This window comes from Gilliamella sp. X-57 (assembly GCF_057063565.1).
Map to the genome: position 1 here is coordinate 92663 of NZ_JBXSQI010000003.1, position 19999 is coordinate 112661.

Below are 19999 nucleotides of genomic sequence, written 5' to 3' on the forward strand. Positions count from 1 at the left end.
TTTCTTTCTTTAATGCAATTTTTACATCATTAAATTGATGTAGCTCCGAGTTTTGCTTTGATTGATGATATTAATTCAGCAAAATAATCTATGATGTAATCGTCATTATTTGATTGAATATTTTTAATTGCATCAGAAATTAATTTGTTAGCTAACTCATTAGCTAATTTTGCTTTTTCTTTTTCCATTGAATCACCCTCTAAAAAAGCCCTCAAAAGAGGGCAAACGGATGTAGTATGTGCTCGTCTTTCCGAGCTGTCAGAATCTCTTACTTGTGACTTAAGCTGTCAGGATGATGCGGACACCAATAAGCTGTAGTATGTTGTTCATTATCTATGTGAATGAATTTTCCGTATTTGAACAATTCGCATACTGAAAATCCGATCACTTTACATTCAAATTTGACGCCAAAGTCATTCTTATAGATAACAATGTCGCCCACTTTAAAATCGCACGGCTTAGGTGGTTGGCTTGTTAATTCTTTTCTTACATAATCTTCAATTTCACGCTTGCGGTTCATAATTTATCCTTAAAGCCTGCAATTAACAGGCTTGGTTAATAAGCATTTGCTCGTTATTTTCAATTTTTTTCTTTGCTTCTATAAAAGCTTGTTTGTGCGTTAATCTACACACGCATTCATGAAGTTCTTCTCCGTCGATCTCATCAACGTTCATCATTCTAAGTAATAAAGCTGTTAACTCATCAAAGTCGATTTTGGCATATAGTCGATCCTCTTCGTCCCAAATAAAGTTAGAGACATTAAAAGACGCGCTTTGTTGTAACTTTCTTATTTTGTCTTGTTCTGTCATGTTAGAATCTCCTTTTATTTCAAACTCAAGCGCACTCTATGAATGCGCTTTGATTTGAAATTAAATAGCAATCTTCTTACTAAAGAACTTGATGGCCAGTCGGTCTCTTTCGAGGCTGGGAGTGATTAAGTCGCTCACCCGATGCGTACTGCTGTGATTGCTATCAAAACCGCTGTACTTTCATATGCTCCAGCTAGCTACTTGAATCTTGCTTAACTAATTAAGTAACTCGTGGTATTGCTTAATTGTTTTGTTAAGTTGATTTGTTTTGATGTGATTAGTTTAGTAAATAGTTAACTAAAAGTAAAGTAAATAATTTAATAAAAACTAAACTTTTTGTGTGTTAAATATTATTGTTTAGTAAAACTAATGGGTTATACTTGAAGTGCAACTGTTCGTTTGCTTGTTTTTTAATCAATGAATTGTTTTAAAGTTGTGATGGCAAATTTCAGACATAAAAAAACCGCAATTAAGCGGTTTGGTTATACAATGATAAGAAAATAATATTAGTTAGTTAATCCTATAAATGACCCTATTAAAATTTGTCCATCTTTATTTTTTACTTCCATGTAACTAATTTTTATATCTATATTTTTTTCCCAAGCTGATGATATTTTAGATAATTCATCTTTAGATAATAACTCTTCATCTGCTTTTATTGTAAAAAGTTCACCATTGGACTTTCTTATTACCTTTATATTATAGTCTGTTAAGTAAGCTCCTGTCCTATCAAGTCCTTTTATGATAAAGGTATCGGTAACTTGGTATTTTGTTTTCTCTATTGGTTGTCTTGTTGTGTATTCTAAAAGTTCATCTTTTGAAAAAGATTCGCTATTGATTTTCAAAGATTCAACAGATGAATCGCTAGCTATTTGCTTTATTAAATTATTACGTGCATTTAAAGCATGCTCCTTTATCTCAGAGCTAACCTGAGTTTTACCACGAGATTCATAATCCTCAATAAGAATTTTAGTTTGTTCGATCATTGCAGTGGAAACGGTTTCGACTGTTTTATTGTTTTGTTTGCTAAGTTCAATTTCTTTTTGATTATTATCATAGAAATAATGACCAGCAGCACATGTAAAAGCAAGTAGTACCGCCATTGTTTGCCAACCGTTCATTTTTCCCATTTTTGCCTTTAATAGTTCCAAGCCTTTATTAATTATACCTGAATTATCTGATTTTGCATCACTAGACCCCTCTGCAATATTAAATATTACATCTAGATTTTGCTTATCTTCATTTGTTAATTTGCTTAAATTTGATGTGCCATATTTAATTAGGGAGTATGATCTCTGAATTTCTTCAATAATGGTCATCATACCTGAAATAAGATTAGTATTTACTGATGAGTGATATTTTTCTCCTTTTACATTGATATGTAATATAGGCCAACCGTCAAAACAAATATTTGGTAAAATAAAGTTTTCTGAATCCATCAATGGATCGTTTTTCATGTTTTTTAAAAATTGATAGAAATCATTTTCATCTTTTATAAAAATCACTTCTTCTGACATGTATAGCTCCTACAACCATTCAACTTATTTAGGTTAATTTTTATAAAACCGCCGAAGCGGTTTTGTATTGTTATGTTTATTTATTAATCAAGAATAGATGACTGCCACCACACGCGACCTAAAATAGTTATCTCATCTTGAGACACTATTTCATCATCATAACCTACGTTGTAGCTTTTGATTTTAACTTGACCACCCGGCACTTTTTCTAAAATTTTTATTCTTAACAATCCATCATGATTAATTGCATATATTTTCCCATCTCGGATATGTCTATCAGCAAGATTAATTGCAACCCTTGCTCCATCTCTAAAAACAGGATCCATACTATCCCCATCAACGACGACACAAACAGTACAATTTTTATCAATTCCGTACCTTTTCATTGTTGATTTAGATAATCTAAGCTTGTAACCATTGTAGTCTTCAATATCATCAGCAAATCCGTTTCCAGCTGATAATCGTATATCCTTATAAAACGGCACTTCTACCTCATCATCATCAAGCGGTGTATCACTATCCCAATCTTCTATAGCCCCAAGTATTGTTGCATTTGATTTATTATTACTTGTTTTATCTAAATAAAATGATGGCATTCCGTAATCTTGCTCTAATCTTCGAGCTGATTTTTCGCCAAAAGACGCTTTCCCATTTATTAATTGAGATATATAGCTTTTTTCTTTTGGTGGAATTGTTTTTCCCGAAAACCACAGCTTTAAATTTTTAGCTCTAATTTCCTTTAATTCGTTTTTGTTCATAACGGCTCCTATTTCCCTTTTATTTTATTTAGTAATTACTAAACAAGCAAAATATAAACTTAACTTTACTTTTGGTTTAGTGTTATATAAACTATATTTAACTTTTAACTAAACACAGAGGTGAGAGTGAATTTATCTGATTACTTATCTCAGCTTGGCAGGGGTGGTAAAAGCCAATTTGCTAAAGAAATTAATGTGTCTAAATCATTTTTGCGACAAATGGAAGTTGGTACTGCACCAATTCCAATACATATAGCAAAAAAAATCGAAGCTCACACTTTCGGCAAAGTAACAAAAGCTGAATTACGCCCTGATGTATGGGGATAATCATACAAGTAAATATTAAACGGTGTAACCCAAACGAGGAAATAAAAAATATGGGTAACAAGAAAAAATTAATTAACGATTTATTGAACTCAATTGATGGCGGAGTAGAAGTAGCCGCTAGTTACTTAGGTTTATCAATATCGGCTTTTAATGATCGTCGCTATGAAAATAAAGGAACTCGTTTTTTCAGTGGTGATGAATTAATGGCTTTACAAAACTTAAGTAAAACTGCGTTAGTTGCTGAATTCTATGCAGAACAAGCAGGATGTCTTGTTGTTACAAAAATGAAAGCGGAACAGCTTGAAAACTTCGATTTATACATGATGAGTTTAGACGTGGCAAAAGCTCAAGGTGAGGTAGCTATCGCTATCCAAGAGGCTATCGCAGATGACGGAGTGATAGATGAGCTTGAAGCTAAGATTATCAGAAATAAAACGGATATCGCAAATAAGTTAAATCGAACATTGTCCGAAAACACAATTAATTTACATAAAAAAGCCACTAATTAGGGTTAGTGGCGCGTGATCACTGAATCGGAGTAAATCACATGAGAAAGAATAAATCATATTACAGAACATGTCAACGGGCAGAAAAACCCGACGAGTTAGCTATGGTCGCATTACATAACCGAGCATTCGGAAAGCGATTTGTAGAAGTGTTTAAAGAGGCTAAAAGGGGTAAATCATGTCCACGGCAGAAGTAATCGATTTTTATAACGCTAAAAAAGGCGTAAACATGAGTAATTTTAAAAAGGGTTATATTGCATTGAGTCGTAGTGTTAGACACGCTGATTGGGCTAAATGCGCTATTAAGCGCACGCTTTGGGAAAACCTATTACTTGATGCAAGTTACAAGAGTAGAACTGTTAATTTTAAAGGTGCTGAGTGGAATTTGTCTCGTGGACAACTAGTTACGACTCGGGAAATTTTAGCTAACCAAATTGAAATTGGTGGCAAACCTGTTAACTCTACAATCATCCGTAGAGCATTAGAATTTTTCGAAAATCAAGGCATGATTTCTAAGTCTGGCAATCGTTTAGGCACTGTTATAACTATCATAAATTATGATGCTTATCAGTCATATTTTTGCGACCAATCAAATGACCAAAAGATTGACCAAGCTAATGACCAATACCAAGCTAGTAATATCAAGGCTTTAAACGGTGTTAATGACCGACCTAATGACCAATCAAATGACCAAAAGATTGACCAACAGAACAATAAAGTATTAGAACAAGAAAGTAATAATAAAAATAATATGTCATCTGACGATGACTCATCTGCGCCAAAAAATAAAAACTCAATTGATTTTGATTTAGTCATGGATGCATACAACGATGCTGTAGAAAACAGATTGCCACAAATTCAAAAAATGACTACTGCACGAAAAAACGCAGTGAAGAAATTACTCAAAGAGCTTGAACAACCAACATTCCAGAACTTGGCTAATTATTTTTATGATTTTGTGGACCACGCAAAACCGTTTTACTTCGGCGAAAATGATAGGGGCTGGCGTGCTGATTTTGATTACATCATAAAACCGAGTACATACCTGAAAGTTGTCGAGGGTACGCTATGAACGTGATCCCACATGACTTAGTTGCTGAGCAAGCCGTGCTTGGCTCAATGATGTTAGATTTTCAATCAGACCGCTGTCAAAAAGCGATCCGCTTATTGAAAATAGAATCATTTTACAGCAAGCATCATCAAGTTATTTTTGAAGAAATGCTTGAATTAAACCGTAAAAACTACCCGATTGACCTAATTACTTTGTCAGACAGTATGGAGGCAAAGGGCACATTGAAAGATTGTGGTGGTTTGGCTTATCTAGCTGAATTATCTAAAAACACGCCATTTATGGTGAATGTCACTGCTTACGCTGGGATCGTTCGAGATAAAGCGATTGAACGCTATACATTGCAAAAATTAAGCGACTGTAGCGCTATGATTTTTGAGAAATCAAATCTATCTACTAGCGACAAAATATCGGCTATTCATGCGCTATTTACGCAAATTGATGACTATAACAAAACTGGTAAAACAACTGGACTTAAGTCGTTAAAAACAATTGCAGATAAATGGACAGAAACCCTTGGTCAACGATTAGAAAATGCAGATAGTGCACGTGGTTTATCAACTGGAATCAAAGCATTAGATAAGAAATTAGCACCTAAAGGATTGGTCCGCGGATCGCTATTTGTTGTTGGCGCACGTCCGAAAATGGGTAAAACCACTTTCGAGATCAACATGGCTCGTCATTGTGCTATGAATGAAAAATTACCTGTGCTGATGTTTTCGTTAGAAATGCAAGATGAGCAAATGCTTGAAAATATTTTAGCTCAAGAATCCGCTGTAAATAGCAATATTTTCTATGACGGTGGACTGGGTTCGGATTCAGAATTTGCGCGCGTTATGCATCATCTCAACGAATTATCAAACACCGATAACATTTACATTGATGATACACCGGCGATCACACTATCACATATCCGCTCAGAAGCTCGCCGAATGGCAAGAGAAAAGGGTCAAATCGGCATGATCATGGTTGACTATCTAACTCTGATGGAGAAAGAAAAAACTGGCGATGATACTCGTAATGATTTGGCTTATGGCGCAATCACTAAAGGGTTAAAAGCATTGGCTAAAGAGCTTAACTGCGTTGTTGTTATGTTAACTCAATTAAATCGTAATCTTGAATCAAGAGCGGATAAACGTCCGATACCTAGCGATAGCCGAGATACGGGACAAATTGAACAAGACTGTGATTACTGGGTTGGTATTTATCGTGATGCTGTTTACAACGATAGCGCAGATAAAAATTTGATGGAAATTAATGTTGCGTTAAATCGTCACGGTTCGGGTAATTTTACTGTTTTTGCAGGTATTAGCAATGGTCGAATTTATGAAGTTAATCAAGCTGAATCTTATGCTAAAGCTAATCCAGAACCAGTGAAGAAAGAGCGTAAATATGCGAGAGCAGGTTAATCATTGTCTACTTGGACTCAATCACATGCTAGACAAAATAGCGTACGACTATGTGAGAGCGATAAGAGAATCTGGAGCAAATACGGCAAAGATTAAGCATGAAATGGCAGAACGAGTTAAAAAATATTCAGAAGAAGGTAAAGAAAAATTGAGGGAGTTGATACAGAAATGGCTAGATTATTAAAAATGTACGAGTGTGAACACTGTAACAAAGTTCTCAGAAAAACAAAAAAAGGCATTGATAATCATGAAGCTAAATGTTTTTCAAACCTCGCAACTAAATCATGCGTTACATGCGACAACTTTTACGACGGAGGATTCGCAATTTCTTTTGATGAGCGGAGAGAAAAACGGGAATGTTATAAAGGTGTTTGCATAAGAGAGCGGCTTCAAACTAATTGCAATCAATGGCAGGAGCAAGACTACTCATTGGTTGATGATGACAGTATTTAGATTTGATAAATAGAGGTATTAAAAATGGCTTACAAAATAACAGCAGAAATTAAAAAAGGTTGGCAAGCGTGGGGTGCTGTTGTGTTGCGTCGTGATTCAACACTCACAGAAAAAGATTTAATTAAACAAATGGAAATAGTTAAAACGCAATTCGGCAATACTAAAGTTGATGTTGAAGTACGTAATTTTGAGTGTGTAAGGGTTTAGAAGTGATTAAAGAAATACGATTAACACATGAACTAGCACGTAATACAGCGATTGACGTAATAAATCAATTACCAGTTGATAGCGAGCATCCGTTGCTAATTTTGATTGATGAAGAAAAACGTTCAAACCGTCAAAATTCATTAATGTGGGCAATGATGACAGATTTATCTAATCAAGTGAATTGGTGTGGTAAAAAACGGCCAAAAGAAACTTGGAAAACACTAGTTGGATTTCAAGCATTAAAAGAAATTGCAGAAGATGATGGGAAAGAATTTACTGCCGAGTATATACAAAGCTTAGATAAATCTACCTTGCTCTCAGTTGATGTGTCTACTAGCAAAATGAATAAGAAAATATTTTCTAAATTGATATTTGTAGCACAAAAATTTGGAGCTGAGGAGGGGGTTATTTTTGGGGATGAAGCGTATGAAGCAATCAAGCTAGCAGAACAGTACAAAGGCCAATTATCAAAGGTGGCATGATGGAAATTAAATTAACAGATAAACAGTTTGAGCAATTACAAACAGAGTTAATAAAAGATGTAATTAAAAGAGCGGAAGCAAGCAAAACAAGTAAGAAAAAATTTATTGATGTTGTTGTCGAGTGTTGCAGCAACGTTAAAGAAAATCAAGCAAAAACACATAAAGTTTCGATTAGTATTGACAGTATAGTGTCGTTAGAAGCTATCGAGAATTATGGTGATTTCAAATCAGCAATAGTTCTCGTTACAAATCACTACGGAGGCCCTGAGTATCTTTGCGCGTCAAGCATTGAAGAAATTAAGCAAATGATAAAAGAGGCTGAAAATAATGACTAACAAGCACAAAGAACAACTGAAACTATACGATGATAAAGAGCGAGAGTTAGAGCGCGCAATCGCAATAGTTAGAGAACAACGCAGAGAATACATTAATCAACATAATCTAAACAGAGTTAATGACAATGTCAAAGAAGCACAAATTAATAAAAACTGATTTTAAATGTCCAGAATGCAATGGACCTTGTTTATATAACGTTGATTTGGATTTATTTGTTTGCAATAGACCGCTAATTGGCGTTAATGGTGAAGTAAAAGGCTCATGTGGTAAGTTTTACAAGAATAAAGCGAAGTTCAGACGATGAAGCGAGAAATAAAGCAGAAAAAATGTAAAAGTTGTGGCAGAAAATTTGCGTTATTTAACTCGCTCGCTCAAGTTTGTTCTATTGATTGCGCCATTCAGTATGCAAAAGATAACAAAGTTCAAGAGCGAGTTAGAAGAAAGTTAGCACAGATAGCAAAAGAACGTATAAAAACACGCTCAGAGCATTTAAGAGATGCGCAAACAGTATTTAACGCATTTATTCGAGAGCGAGATAAAAGCGAGCCGTGTATCAGTTGTGGACGTCATCATAACGGGCAATATCATGCGGGGCATTATCGAAGTGTCGGTGCATGTCCAGAATTGCGATTCTGTGAGCTGAATGTACATAAACAATGTTCAGCGTGTAACAACCACAAATCGGGGAACATCATTGAGTACAGAATTAATTTAGTAAAAAAAATAGGTGCTGAAAAAGTTGAGTGGTTAGAGGGTTATCACGAACCCAAAAAATACACGGTAGAGCAAATAAAGCAGATTAAAGCTGAGTATAAGCAAAAATTAAAAGAGTTAAAGAAGGGTAGGTAACAAATGCTAGCAGAATATATGTACGTTGATGATGAGCCAAAGGAAATAGTAAAACCAGTTACACGAGTTCGCTTTCAGGCTGATTACGATATTACTGATGTGTTAAGGCTGTGGGGTAATTGGTCAAGAAAGGAAGCTTACAAGAAGCAAGGAGCGCTAAACTTATATCAATCTCAAGAGCCAGAATATAAAGAGTTGTGTTCAGATAACGATGGGTTGATTATAGATGGTATTATTTCAAGTATGAAGAACATTAGATTTCAAAAAACTAAAGAAGAAGCCCTTGTTTTAATAAAATCATATTATGGCGACGAAATATTAGATGATGATTATGTTTTTATTGAGCGTTACAAAGTAAAAGAATCTTGCTCTATTCTTATTAGACCTCGAACATTAAGGGAAATAGCGAGTGAGCTTGGTTGTAGCGAAGGTAGTGTTAGAAAAATTAAAAGCTCAGGTGAAAGCCATGTTATAGGTGCTTTGGCTCAACAAACCCAGCAAACGGGAATGGAGTTGGAACTATTTAAAAAAATAAATTTATTTAAGTGAGATATTGACTGCGTACGCAAAAAGTAGTATAAAGGTATCAACATGAAATTATTGTATACAAAGCTCGCAAATGCGGGCTTTTTTGTTATCTAATTATAAAAAAGTGGTTATAGTGGGTATAAAAAGTTGACTTCTCTACGTTAGTGGGTATAATAACCACTATAAATTAACAAAACAGAGGAGATAATGAGTAGCAAGGAAATAATTAAGATGTTAGAGTTGGATGGTTGGTTTTTAGTAAGAGTTAAAGGTAGTCATCATCACTTTAAGCATCAAATAAAAAAGGGGCTAGTAACAATACCACACCCCAAAAAAGACTTAAAAGAAAAAACAGTTAAGTCAATAATGAAACAAGCAGGGTTATAAGCCCTGCTACATTGCTATTTGTTGTCTCGATAATTATTGAGGTGAATTATGTTATATCCAGTTGCTATTGAATTAGGTGATAAAGAACACGCTTATTGCGTTATCGTTCCAGATGTTGCTGGTTGCTTCTCTGCTGGCGATACATTTGAGGAAGCATTAAGTAATGCTAAAGAAGCAATTACAAGTCATATTGAAATTCTGGTAGAGGATGGCGAAAAAATACCTGCGCCAAGTAATGTTGAATCATTTTTAAATGATGATGATTATAAGGGGATGGTTTTCGCGTTGATTGATGTTGATCTGACACATTTGATGGGTGGTGCCGAGAAGCTTAATATAACACTGCCAAGAAAATTATTAAAAGAGATCGATAGAATTGTTGCAAACAATCCACAATACAAAAGTAGAAGCGGGTTTCTTGCTGAAGTATCAATGGAAAAAATTGTAAAAATTTAGTATTTAAATGAATTAACTTAAGCCGACGAAAGTCGGTTTTTTTATATGCAAAATACATCAACAAAAGAACTAGCGGATTTACAAGATAAATATTTAATCGATCTTTTAGATGCGCTAAACAGCTTAGAAAAAGCGGGTTCGCTAGAAATTCCGCTTTACGCATTAGAAAGCGATGAGGCAATGTTAGCTTGGGCTATGTCGCTTTAACAATCAATATTACAAATGTCGGCGACATCGATGTCGTTGAACCGTAACAGTGCCTAAACCTCTGTATATCACGTTTAGGTCAATCATTTTCAAGGGTCTAAAGCTCATACGGTATGAGCGGTCAACTCATAATTGAAAGGTAGCTTGGTTCGAGTCCAGCTAGACCCACCATAACAGTCCCCCTCGCACCTCTACTTATTTTGGTCAAGTAGCAGTAATTCTGCTTAATGCTGAGATTTGATGCGTTTGGGGGCATCTATTTTACATCTTATCTACCAAGCGTAGAAAAAGTTACGACCTCGTCATCGTTGGCGTGGTTAGCCAAATCGACAGCAAAGCTAGACACATGCATAACTACACAATAGCTAGCACGCTGTCACATCATTAACTAACAAGAATATTCATCATGGAAAAATACACTTCACCGATTTCGTATTTCTGGGGAGCTATATGCACTTTATTTGGTGCGCTCAGTTTGAACGATATTGCTATTGTGGTTGGTATTATTTTATCAATAGCGACGTTTATTATTAACTGGGTATATAAACGCCGAGATTTTCATCATAAAAAGAATTTGAGAGAGCAATACTATGAAAAACACAACAAGAATAGCGACGAGTGCGATTTGTAGTGTTTTGGTAATCATTGGTATTGTTATTGCTAATTACTCAGATGAAATCAGAACGAGCAAAGCAGGGCTTGAAATAATCGGTAACGCTGAATCATGCGTAAGAGAGCCATATTATTGTCCAGCCAATGTGTTAACGGTTGGTATTGGCTCTACGGGTAACATTCAACAAAAAGTCTATTCAGACGAGGAAATAGCTCAGCGTTGGGTTAGTGATATCAAAACAGCAGAAATGTGCGTTAATCGCTATGCTAATGGTTTTCATTTGCCTCAACCTGTTTTTGATGCTGTGACGTCTATTACGTTTAATTGCGGTTGTTCAAACATGCGGAAATCAACGATGTATAAACATCTGAACAATGGCGATTATAAAGCGGCTTGTGATGAATTTCCAAGATGGATTAAAGCGGGCGGTAAAGTACTGAATGGCTTAGTAATCAGACGAGAAAAGGAGAAAGCGTTATGTCTATCTTATGCTTTATCATCGCTTCAATAATGGCGGTTAATGATGTCAACGGTTGGGGTTGGTTTTTATTTGTATCGTTATTGTTGAGTGATTCATCATGTTCAAATTGTCTAAAGTGAATATAGTAAGCATAGCATTAATCATTGCCGCTTTTGTCTTTACTATCTATTTCGGTTACAACAATTATCAAAATAAGAAACAGCTACAAAAAGATAAAGCTGAACTATCTGAGAAAATCGAACAGTTGAACCGGAGCATTGCTAAAAACAATCAAATCATAGCGCAACGAGAGCAAGAGAAGGCTCAAGACGCTATGTCAATTAAACAACTTCAAGAGCAGATAAAAGATGCGCTTAAAAATAATCAATGTGCTAATGATTTTATGCCTAGTAACGTATCTGACTGGATGCGGAACGGTAAAAACTGAGTACGTTTATCAATGCAATATTCCTGCATCGCTGACACAGCCAAATAACGAGCCTCATATTGATAAACGAATCACTTGGGGGCAATGTCCAGTTCTGTACACTGAATTATTGAACGAGTTGAGGCAGTGTAATAGCGATAAAAGGGCGATAAGAGAGATTAATAATTAGCTCTTTCGTTACTAGTAAATTATGATATTATGAATTGTTGGTTCGTAGAGATCTTACTTCTATATAGCGGTTAGCGTCTCTATATATTAGGCATGTTATAGCATGCCGACCCTTAAGGCTCTTAATTGAGCCTTTCCTTTTTCAATAATAACTAACTATTCACTTTTACCGCATAAACTATAAAAAATCCCGGGCGGTTATAAAAAATAACTGCATATTTAATCAAACCGCTTAATTGCGGTTTTTTTATATCTAAAGGAAAGATTATGAAAAAGCCAGACTGGGAGGCTATCGAATCAGCCTACAGGGCTGGATTACTGTCTATAAGAGAGATCGCTTCACAACACGGAATAACTCACGGCGCAATAAATAAAAGAGCAAAGCGTGATGGTTGGGAAAGAGATTTAAGCGCAAAAATTAAAAACAAAGCAGACTCATTGGTATCCAAAAAAGAGGTATCCACTCAGGTATCCAGTGAAAATAAGTTAAACGAGCGGATACTCATTGAAGCTAACGCTGAAGTAATAGCCAATATCCGAATGGAACACCGAGGCGATATTCGTAAAGCTCGTAATATTACCAACGCCTTATTTGAGGAGCTTGGCGCTGAATGTGCGGATATAGAGGCATTCAAAAAACTTGGTGAGTTATTAGCAAATCCAGACCAGAACGGCAGGGACAAACTCAATGAAGTTTATATGTCCGTCATATCAATGCCAGAAAGGGTAAAGTCAATGAAAGCATTAAGTGAAACGCTGAAAAATTTAATCACTTTAGAGCGTCAAGCTTACAACATTGATGATACACCAAAAGATAATTCAGTTGGCCAACTTTCGGATTTAATGGATAAACTATCACGGGAGGGTTAATGTTATCTCCTGGTCATTTAAAAAAACTCAGCAATAAGCTTTGGCGTTTAAATAATCTCTACTACATCACGGATAAAGCAGGCAAGCAAATTCGCTTCACAATGACCCCCGAACAGCTTGAATACTTCGAGGGTATGCATACGAGGAATATCATTTTAAAAGCTCGGCAATTGGGGTTTACTACCGAAGTATGTATTATTCAGTTAGATGCCGCTTTATTTGAATCAGCTAAATGTGCTTTGATTGCTCACACTTTAAATGATGCTAAAAGATTATTTAGAGAAAAAGTCAAATATGCTTATGACAGACTACCCGAAGAAATAAAACAAGCCAACCCTGCTAGTAATGATGCGGCTGGTGAGTTGGTCTTTAAAAAAGGCGGTTCGCTTTATGTATCAACTTCATTCCGTGGTGGTACATTGCGTTACTTACATGTTTCTGAGTTTGGTAAGATTTGTGCTAAGTTTCCTGATAAAGCTAAGGAAATCGTCACAGGTGCTTTTGAGGCGGTTGCTACCGGTTGTTTCATTACCATCGAAAGTACAGCTGAGGGTAAAAGTGGTTATTTTTACGATTACTGTAATACAGCTGAAAAAGCCCATATTCAAGGAAAACCATTATCATCACTTGATTGGAAATTCTTCTTTTTCTCTTGGTGGAAAAATCCGCTCTATGCGATAGAGCCAGTTGAACAATTACCGTCTAGATTAGAGGAATATTTTAGCGAGATAAAAGCTAAGTACGGTATCGACTTAACCGAACAACAAAAAGCTTGGTATCACGCTAAAGAGAAAACGCTTGGTGATGATATGAAGCGTGAATATCCATCTATTCCAAGTGAAGCCTTTGAGCAATCAATCGAGGGCGCTTACTATGCAAGGCAATTCAGAGAGCTATACAAAGAAAAACGCATTACCACGCTACCTGATAATAGCCATTTACCTGTTTATACCTATTGGGACTTGGGTGTCGGTGATTCAACTGCTATTTGGTTTGTGCGTAAAGTGGGTGAAGAATTTCACATCATCGACTACTACGAAAATAGTGGTGAGGGTCTCAGGCACTACATGAAAGTTCTTAAGGATAAATCACAAAAACTTGGCTATGAATATGCTGAGCATTGGGCACCGCACGATATTGATAATCGTGAATTATCGGGTGATGGTAAGAGCCGTAAACAGATAGCAAAAGAAGGCTATGAAATTGACGGTGAGAAATACAGCATTAAGTTTAATGTAGCTCCTAAGCTTAGTGTTGATGATGGTATCGAATCAGTTCGTGAAATTCTTCCACTTTGTGCATTTGATTCAAGCAAATGCGAACAAGGTATTGCTAATTTAGAAGCGTATCGAAAAGCATGGGATGATAAAAACGGCTGTTGGCGAGATAAACCGCTTCATGACCATACATCACACGGCGCGGATGCGTTTAGATATTTTGCTGTGGCTAATCGAAATGCACGCAGACAAGCTTTTACAATTCAAATGGAAACAACATTCTAATGAATCATGACATTACTTTTATTCGACCTGAGCACAAACAAGCATCTATTAACTGGGAAAAAATGCGGGATGTTTGTGCCGGCGCTGAAATAATTAAATCAAAAGGTAATCAGTATTTACCTTATTTAGATCCTACCGATAAGAGTGAACGTAATAAAAAACGCAATCAGGATTATATTGCAAGGGCGGTTTTTTATAGCATTACTGGTCACACAAAAATTGGTTTAATTGGCATGGCTTTCCGCAAAGATCCAACAATTAGCATCCCTAACAAGTTGGAATATCTCAAAACCAATGCAGATGGTGCGGGAACAAGTATTTACCAACAGTCACAATCAACGCTTGAATCAGTATTAGAAGTTGGGCGTCATGGTTTGTATGTTGATTATTCCTCAGATTCTAATGAGGCTATGATTTTATCGTATAAAGCAGAAGATATTATTAACTGGCGAACACAACGAATTAACGGTAAAGATAAGCTAGTTTTAGTTGTTCTTCGGGAAGTCGTTGAAGTCTCTGATGGATATGGTTTTAAAGATATCACTCAATATAGAGAGTTAGCCATTGAAGAAGGCAAGTTCATTTGTAAGGTTTGGCGTCGCACAGGAGAAAATAACAGTGGACCTTATGAAATTGATTCTATTTATGAGCCAAAACCAAAAAATGAAGATCATTGGCATGAAATTCCATTTACATTTGTAGGTGCTCAAAACAACGACCCAACAATTGATGATTCCCCTTTATCTTCATTAATTGAAATCAATTTAGGACACTATCGTAATAGTGCTGATTATGAAGATAGTTTGTTCTTTTGTGGTCAGGTTCAGCCTGCAATTATCGGATTAGACACTGAATGGCGAGATTTCTTGGAAAAGAATGGTGTCAAGATTGGATCTCGTACCCCATTATTACTTCCTCAGGGTGGTAATTTTGTTTACGCTCAAGCTCAACCCAACACTTTAGCTAAAGAGGGTATGGACGATAAGCGCAATTATATGGTGGCACTAGGCGCTAGGTTAATAGAGCAAAACTCATCAGCTAAAACCGCAACACAAGCTAATGGTGATCAAACAGCATCAACATCCGTACTCGGTATATGCTGCTCTAACGTGTCGGAGGCTTACACGATAGCGCTGAAATGGTGCGCTCATTATCTTGGGATAGTGGTTGATGACATTGTCTGTTCTATCAATCAAGAGTTTATTTCTAAGATTGCTGATGCTGGCATGATTACCGCTATTGTTAGCTCATGGCAATCAGGCGCAATCAGGGATGAGGATATGATACGTGCAATGCAAAAAATAGATATCATTGACCCAAGTGCAGATCCTGAAACCGTCAAGCAGGAGCTAAAAGACGCAGATCCTCAGTTGCTGGATTAATTTATGACAATTAACAAAAAACTTCGCGATGAAGCAATTTATCACCGCGTTAATCTGGTTGGTTATGAGCATAATTTAATAAGAGAATCACTTAAACTTCTAAATGTCGTTGATCAACAGTTAACAGCCCAGCTATATATTGCGTTAGATGATTTATCTTCTAGTGAATTTAAAATATCACGACTTGAATCAATGCTCAGTAGTGTTAAATCATTAAATTCATTTTCTGATTATCTCTTTGGTGAATTAAATGCATTTAGTGAATATGAGAGTAATTATCAATATTCACTGTTTGAATCGTTATTATCCGATATTGTTAAAACTAAATACCCTTTAATGCAGATATCGCCCAATCAGTTATTTGCGGTGGTAAAAGCAAAACCATTTCAAGGGCGATTATTGTCTGAATGGGTAAGCAATATCGAAGATGACAGACTTAAACGTGTTACAAACGCCGTTAGAACTGGTTATGTAACTGGCGAAACCACTGAACAGATTATTAGGAGAGTGAGAGGTACTAAAAAGAACAATTATAAAGATGGTGTTTTAGAAACGAGTAAGAGAAACGTATCATCATTAATTCGCTCAGCTGTATCTCACACAGCCGCCGTTTCTCGTGATGAGTTCGGAAAGGCTAATAGCGATTTAATAAAAGGCAAGCAATGGTTATCTACGCTTGATACTAGTACTACTCCGATGTGTATTATTCGTGATTTAAAACAGTATACATTAGATAACCAGCCTATCGGTCATGACATTCCATACGGTGACGGACCGGGTAAATTACATTTTTGTTGTCGGTCTGTTGAAACGTTTATACTAAAAAGTTATCGTGAACTAGGGATCGACATTGATGAAACACCAACTGGCACACGGGCATCAATGGATGGTCAAGTTCCTGCTAAAACATCTTATCTTGAGTGGCTAAAAACGCAATCACAAGAAAGACAAGAGCAAATCTTAGGAGTAGAAAGAGCGAGGTTATTACGAAATGGGGAAATTGAGCCAGAAAAGTTTTTTACTCGTGATGGACACTTGTTAACAATTGACGAGTTAAACAACCAACTCAGTGGTCAACTTTCAAACTTAAGAACAGTTGAAGAAGTTGAAAATTGGATGCAAAGAAAAAGCATAGCTGCTAATGTTAAATTTCCGAAAGATACATCTCTCGAAAGCGCTAAAGATGTTGCTGAAATATCAGAAGATATTATTAAAAGGTTCAATTTATCAAAACTCTCTTGGTTAGGGACAAAAGATAAATTTTCGGAAACTGCGGCTGGTGCTTATAATTTATCTCAAAACTCAATTCACATGGCGCAATGGATGTTAGACCCAAGCGAATGGGAGGCAATTGCAGAAAACGCCGCCATGCTAGGGTTTAAAGATATGGTCATTTATGAAATTGATTTATCTCCAGATAAAAAACAGCTAGCACGGATAATTGCTAACTTGGATGTTTTACCTTACGCATCAGTTCAAAGCATAAAAGGAACAATAGCGCACGAATTCGGGCACTATCTGTATTATCAAGATGAGAAGTATTTATCTAAAATCACTCAAATTGCATATAATGACAAATGGGCGCATGTGCTAAGTTATTATTCTTCTGATTCAAATGAAGAGCTTTTTTCTGAAAGCTTTGCTTTGTATATGCTTGGCGATACTGAATCGAGAAAGAGAATTCATCCTTTAATACTAGAATGGTTAATAAAACATGACAAACGATAATCTAAGAAAGGTCCACGCTTTAATTCAAAAACAGCCGTGGGATGATGACATCTTAGTGGAGATACAAAAGTTGATTGATAACGAGCCAAATTTAGCCATTAAACGTATGATGGCTATGAGTATGAGTGCAGTTACCAATAAAATGGAAAACAGCAAAACAATAGATAAATAAAAATTTATAAACATCTACAAGGTCGCTATATGCGACCTTTTTTATTTTCAGAGCAAAGCTCAAATCCTGAGGGGAAATTATGTTATTTAGAGAAATCAACCGAAAGTTTTATTCAGAAGCGCAAGAAGGTGGCGATGCTGGTGGTGGCGCGACAATCACCCCAGAAGTGCAAGCCTTAATTGATAAAGCAGTTGCTGAAAACACGCAAGGTTTAAAAAATAAAAATACCGAATTGTTAGGTAAGCAAAAGGCATTATCTGAAAAACTAAAGCAGTTTGAAGGGATTGATCCTGACGCCGTCAAAACAATCTTACAGAGATTTTCAGATGATGAAGAAGCAAAACTTATTTCAGCAGGGAAAATCGATGAGGTATTAAACAAACGCACAGAGCGGTTTAGAAGCGAGTTTGATAAAAAACTCAAAGCAGAACAAGAACGAGCCGATAGCGCGCAAAAGAAAGCTGAAAAGTATAGCAGTATTGTGCTTAGCAACAAAATGACTAATGCAGCATTGAAAGCGGGAGCATTACCAGAAGCATTAGAAGATATTAGTTTACGTGCCAAAGGCATGTTTATTTTAAGTGATGACGGCGAGGCTGTCGCAGTAGGACAAGATGGCGAACCTTTACTTGGTAAAGACGGTAAAACTCCGTTATCACCTCAAGAGTGGGTGGAATCATTAAAAGATAATGCTCCACACCTATTTCCAAGAGCCGAAGGCACTGGAGGCGGAGGTCACAAGGCAGGCGGTTCCAATTTAGTTCGTTCAAAAATGACCAGCACGGAAAAACATAACTACATCCAGAAATATGGTCAACAAGCATATTTAAAATTACCAAAAGATTAAGAGGAAGTTAAATAATGGCAACAACAGTAAATACAGATTTAATCATTTACAACGATTTAGCACAAACCGCATTTTTAGAGCGACGACAAGATAATTTGGATGTATTTAATGCGGCATCTAATGGTGCAATTCTTATCGACAATGAATTAATTGAAGGAGATTTTCGTAAACGAGCATTTTATAAGGTTAACGGCTCTATTGACCCTCGTGATGTTAATTCGGTTGATCCTGTTACAGGTAAAAAAATCGGTGCAGGCGAAGCTGTGGGCGTCAAAGTGCCATGGAAATATGGACCCTATGAAACAACAGAAGAAGCATTTAAACGCCGTGGGCGTGATATTTCTGAATTTTCAGAGGTGATCGGCGTTGATGTGGCAGATGCAACATTAGAGGGCTACGTTAAATATGCCATCAATTCTCTAATGGCTGCTATTGGTGCTAACACTGACATGACAGTAACCGCAGATATCGCGACCGATGGGAAGAAAACATTAACTAAAGGATTACGCAAATACGGCGACAAATTCAATCGTGTTGCTTTATTTGTTATGCATTCTACAACCTACTTTGACATTGTAGATCAGGCAATGGATAACAAGCTATACGAAGAAGCTGGTGTTGTGGTTTATGGTGGCCAACCGGGAACATTAGGCAAACCTGTATTAGTTACCGATTCTGCGCCAGTTGATGCGATTTTAGGTTTAGTTGCAAGTGCTGTAAAAATCACTGAGTCACAAGCTCCGGGATTCCGTTCTTATGACATCAATACGCAGGAAAACTTAGCAATCGGATATCGTGCAGAGGGTACAGTTAACATTGACTTACTCGGTTATAGTTGGGATACATCAAAAGGCGCTAACCCAGATTTAGCCAAGCTAAGCAATCAAGTTAACTGGAAAAAACACTTTGACAGCAATAAATCTACCGCTGGCGTTTTAATCAAACTAGGAGCGCCAAACGTTAACAGCAGATCTGCCAAAGGAAATAATTAAAACAAAGGGCGTAAAGCCCTTTTTTATGGAGCAATGAATGATTAATGCCGATCCTAATTCTAGCAACTTTAACAGTTATGCAAGCATTGATGATTTAGAGCATTTTGCTAACGCAAGAGATATAAGTTTACCTGACAATAAAGAATCATTGCTCATTAAAGCAATGGACTATTTGAATGGATTAAATTGGGCAGGTAAGAAAGCCAAACAAAGCCAAACTTTACCATTTCCTAGAAAGGATATTGTTCTGGATGGCTATTTATTACCTAGCAATGAGATCCCAACTCCACTAATAACAGCTCAATGTATGTTAGCTATTGAAGCTATTTCGGATGATTTATTACCTAGTGCGCGTGAAGCTCCAGTAAAGTCGGAGTCTATAGCTGGCGCGTTAACAGTAGCTTATGCGGTCGATGAATCCGGCTTTAGACCACAGTATACTGCTGTTATGTCAATATTGGGTGATTTGGTTGTTAGCAGTGGGTTTTCAATAAATTGTATTGCCGAGAGGTCGTGA

The 19999-nt window shown here is 36.4% G+C and carries 30 protein-coding genes, 1 tRNA gene and 1 pseudogene; 27 read left to right on the forward strand and 5 right to left on the reverse strand.

The window, feature by feature from the left end; all coding sequences use genetic code 11:
• Positions 1-29: 29 nt before the first annotated feature.
• The 5 genes from ACYIAL_RS02555 to ACYIAL_RS02575 all read right to left on the reverse strand — a co-directional run bounded on the left by ACYIAL_RS02555 (position 30) and on the right by ACYIAL_RS02575 (position 3084).
• On the reverse strand, positions 30-188 hold the full coding sequence (locus ACYIAL_RS02555) for a hypothetical protein (protein WP_483750882.1): 159 nt from the start codon (positions 186-188) through the stop codon (positions 30-32).
• Positions 189-268: 80 nt separating this feature from the next.
• Positions 269-520: a hypothetical protein gene (locus ACYIAL_RS02560; protein ID WP_174796878.1), complete on the reverse strand. Its 252-nt coding sequence runs from the start codon at positions 518-520 to the stop codon at positions 269-271.
• A 22-nt stretch (positions 521-542) separates the two neighbouring features.
• Positions 543-809 (reverse strand): hypothetical protein, encoded by a 267-nt coding sequence (locus ACYIAL_RS02565; protein WP_174796879.1) that lies wholly within the window; start codon positions 807-809, stop codon positions 543-545.
• Positions 810-1315: 506 nt separating this feature from the next.
• A complete protein-coding gene (locus tag ACYIAL_RS02570; protein WP_483750883.1) occupies positions 1316-2326 on the reverse strand; it encodes a hypothetical protein in 1011 nt (336 codons plus the stop codon).
• An 83-nt stretch (positions 2327-2409) separates the two neighbouring features.
• On the reverse strand, positions 2410-3084 hold the full coding sequence (locus ACYIAL_RS02575) for a S24 family peptidase (protein ID WP_483750884.1): 675 nt from the start codon (positions 3082-3084) through the stop codon (positions 2410-2412).
• A gap of 126 nt (positions 3085-3210) precedes the next feature.
• Here ACYIAL_RS02575 and ACYIAL_RS02580 point away from each other — a divergent pair, with 126 nt between their 5' ends.
• From ACYIAL_RS02580 to ACYIAL_RS02710, 27 genes and pseudogenes are all read left to right on the forward strand, one after another.
• Positions 3211-3411, forward strand: a complete 201-nt coding sequence (locus ACYIAL_RS02580; protein ID WP_411592886.1) for a transcriptional regulator — start codon at positions 3211-3213, stop codon at positions 3409-3411.
• Between the two features lie 50 nt (positions 3412-3461).
• Positions 3462-3920, forward strand: a complete 459-nt coding sequence (locus tag ACYIAL_RS02585; protein WP_483750885.1) for a YmfL family putative regulatory protein — start codon at positions 3462-3464, stop codon at positions 3918-3920.
• 175 nt (positions 3921-4095) lie between these two features.
• Positions 4096-4989, forward strand: coding sequence for a hypothetical protein (locus tag ACYIAL_RS02590; protein ID WP_483750886.1), 894 nt, complete (start codon positions 4096-4098; stop codon positions 4987-4989).
• Complete coding sequence (locus ACYIAL_RS02595; protein ID WP_483750887.1) at positions 4986-6395, forward strand: replicative DNA helicase; 1410 nt, start codon at positions 4986-4988, stop codon at positions 6393-6395. The genes ACYIAL_RS02590 and ACYIAL_RS02595 overlap by 4 nt, the downstream gene beginning before the upstream one ends.
• The gene (locus tag ACYIAL_RS02600; protein ID WP_483750888.1) at positions 6379-6579 is read left to right on the forward strand and encodes a hypothetical protein; all 201 of its coding nucleotides are present in this window, start codon (positions 6379-6381) and stop codon (positions 6577-6579) included. Before ACYIAL_RS02595 ends, ACYIAL_RS02600 begins: the two co-directional genes overlap by 17 nt.
• Positions 6580-6872: 293 nt before the next feature.
• On the forward strand, positions 6873-7055 hold the full coding sequence (locus tag ACYIAL_RS02605) for a hypothetical protein (RefSeq protein ID WP_483750889.1): 183 nt from the start codon (positions 6873-6875) through the stop codon (positions 7053-7055).
• 2 nt (positions 7056-7057) lie between these two features.
• The gene (locus ACYIAL_RS02610; RefSeq protein ID WP_483750890.1) at positions 7058-7537 is read left to right on the forward strand and encodes a recombination protein NinB; all 480 of its coding nucleotides are present in this window, start codon (positions 7058-7060) and stop codon (positions 7535-7537) included.
• Positions 7537-7872, forward strand: coding sequence for a hypothetical protein (locus tag ACYIAL_RS02615; RefSeq protein ID WP_483747773.1), 336 nt, complete (start codon positions 7537-7539; stop codon positions 7870-7872). The genes ACYIAL_RS02610 and ACYIAL_RS02615 overlap by 1 nt, the downstream gene beginning before the upstream one ends.
• Positions 7865-8029, forward strand: coding sequence for a hypothetical protein (locus ACYIAL_RS02620; RefSeq protein ID WP_483750891.1), 165 nt, complete (start codon positions 7865-7867; stop codon positions 8027-8029). Before ACYIAL_RS02615 ends, ACYIAL_RS02620 begins: the two co-directional genes overlap by 8 nt.
• Before the next feature lie 144 nt (positions 8030-8173).
• Entirely contained in the window at positions 8174-8722 is a 549-nt protein-coding gene (locus tag ACYIAL_RS02625) for a recombination protein NinG (RefSeq protein WP_483750892.1), read from the forward strand.
• A gap of 3 nt (positions 8723-8725) precedes the next feature.
• The gene (locus tag ACYIAL_RS02630) at positions 8726-9271 is read left to right on the forward strand and encodes an antiterminator Q family protein (RefSeq protein WP_483564253.1); all 546 of its coding nucleotides are present in this window, start codon (positions 8726-8728) and stop codon (positions 9269-9271) included.
• Positions 9272-9457: 186 nt separating this feature from the next.
• Complete coding sequence (locus ACYIAL_RS02635) at positions 9458-9637, forward strand: type II toxin-antitoxin system HicA family toxin (RefSeq protein ID WP_483564252.1); 180 nt, start codon at positions 9458-9460, stop codon at positions 9635-9637.
• Between the two features lie 48 nt (positions 9638-9685).
• Positions 9686-10093 carry a type II toxin-antitoxin system HicB family antitoxin gene (locus ACYIAL_RS02640; RefSeq protein ID WP_483564251.1) on the forward strand — a complete coding sequence of 136 codons (408 nt, stop codon included), beginning with the start codon at positions 9686-9688 and terminating at the stop codon, positions 10091-10093.
• 45 nt (positions 10094-10138) lie between these two features.
• The gene (locus ACYIAL_RS02645) at positions 10139-10300 is read left to right on the forward strand and encodes a hypothetical protein (RefSeq protein WP_483750893.1); all 162 of its coding nucleotides are present in this window, start codon (positions 10139-10141) and stop codon (positions 10298-10300) included.
• A gap of 93 nt (positions 10301-10393) precedes the next feature.
• Positions 10394-10471: transfer RNA gene (locus ACYIAL_RS02650), tRNA-Met, on the forward strand.
• A 235-nt stretch (positions 10472-10706) separates the two neighbouring features.
• Positions 10707-10931, forward strand: coding sequence for a phage holin family protein (locus ACYIAL_RS02655; protein WP_091346977.1), 225 nt, complete (start codon positions 10707-10709; stop codon positions 10929-10931).
• The gene (locus tag ACYIAL_RS02660; RefSeq protein WP_483750894.1) at positions 10891-11424 is read left to right on the forward strand and encodes a lysozyme; all 534 of its coding nucleotides are present in this window, start codon (positions 10891-10893) and stop codon (positions 11422-11424) included. The genes ACYIAL_RS02655 and ACYIAL_RS02660 overlap by 41 nt, the downstream gene beginning before the upstream one ends.
• A gap of 67 nt (positions 11425-11491) precedes the next feature.
• Positions 11492-11821, forward strand: coding sequence for a hypothetical protein (locus tag ACYIAL_RS02665; protein ID WP_483750926.1), 330 nt, complete (start codon positions 11492-11494; stop codon positions 11819-11821).
• Entirely contained in the window at positions 11769-11990 is a 222-nt protein-coding gene (lysC, locus tag ACYIAL_RS02670; RefSeq protein WP_483750923.1) for an Rz1-like lysis system protein LysC, read from the forward strand. The genes ACYIAL_RS02665 and lysC overlap by 53 nt, the downstream gene beginning before the upstream one ends.
• Before the next feature lie 266 nt (positions 11991-12256).
• The gene (locus tag ACYIAL_RS02675; protein WP_483750895.1) at positions 12257-12859 is read left to right on the forward strand and encodes a hypothetical protein; all 603 of its coding nucleotides are present in this window, start codon (positions 12257-12259) and stop codon (positions 12857-12859) included.
• Positions 12859-14361: a terminase gene (locus ACYIAL_RS02680; RefSeq protein WP_483750896.1), complete on the forward strand. Its 1503-nt coding sequence runs from the start codon at positions 12859-12861 to the stop codon at positions 14359-14361. The genes ACYIAL_RS02675 and ACYIAL_RS02680 overlap by 1 nt, the downstream gene beginning before the upstream one ends.
• Positions 14361-15743: a DUF4055 domain-containing protein gene (locus tag ACYIAL_RS02685; RefSeq protein WP_483750897.1), complete on the forward strand. Its 1383-nt coding sequence runs from the start codon at positions 14361-14363 to the stop codon at positions 15741-15743. The genes ACYIAL_RS02680 and ACYIAL_RS02685 overlap by 1 nt, the downstream gene beginning before the upstream one ends.
• Before the next feature lie 3 nt (positions 15744-15746).
• A pseudogene (locus ACYIAL_RS02690) lies at positions 15747-16808 on the forward strand (structural protein); the annotation flags it as partial.
• Between the two features lie 649 nt (positions 16809-17457).
• Positions 17458-17643, forward strand: a complete 186-nt coding sequence (locus ACYIAL_RS02695) for a hypothetical protein (RefSeq protein WP_034910077.1) — start codon at positions 17458-17460, stop codon at positions 17641-17643.
• Positions 17644-17722: 79 nt separating this feature from the next.
• Entirely contained in the window at positions 17723-18490 is a 768-nt protein-coding gene (locus ACYIAL_RS02700) for a hypothetical protein (RefSeq protein ID WP_483750898.1), read from the forward strand.
• A gap of 14 nt (positions 18491-18504) precedes the next feature.
• Positions 18505-19482: a major capsid protein gene (locus tag ACYIAL_RS02705; RefSeq protein WP_065590015.1), complete on the forward strand. Its 978-nt coding sequence runs from the start codon at positions 18505-18507 to the stop codon at positions 19480-19482.
• A 37-nt stretch (positions 19483-19519) separates the two neighbouring features.
• On the forward strand, positions 19520-19999 hold the full coding sequence (locus ACYIAL_RS02710; protein WP_483750899.1) for a DnaT-like ssDNA-binding protein: 480 nt from the start codon (positions 19520-19522) through the stop codon (positions 19997-19999).